Genomic DNA, 229 nt, shown 5'->3' on the forward strand with positions numbered 1-229 from the left:
TGACAACCAGAAGCCCGTCGGGTTCGCGATGGACATCTGCTACAAGATCGTCGACGCCGTGAAGAAGGAGCTCAAGCTCGACAAGCTCGAGGTCAAGCTCAACCCGGTGACGTCGGCAACCCGCATCCCGCTGATGGCCAACGGCACCATCGACCTCGAATGCGGCTCGACCACCAACAACGCCGAGCGCCAGAAGCAGGTCGCCTTCACCAACACCCATTATCTGACC

1 protein-coding gene is annotated in these 229 nt (G+C 60.3%); it reads left to right on the forward strand.

Annotation, left to right across the window (positions count from 1 at the left end):
- Positions 1-229 (forward strand): transporter substrate-binding domain-containing protein (locus tag MOV75_RS43010; protein WP_246933150.1); only part of this gene is annotated, 229 nt, incomplete at both ends.

The sequence above is a fragment of the Bradyrhizobium sp. PRIMUS42 genome, from assembly GCF_023006515.1.
Taxonomy (GTDB): Bacteria; Pseudomonadota; Alphaproteobacteria; order Rhizobiales; family Xanthobacteraceae; genus Bradyrhizobium.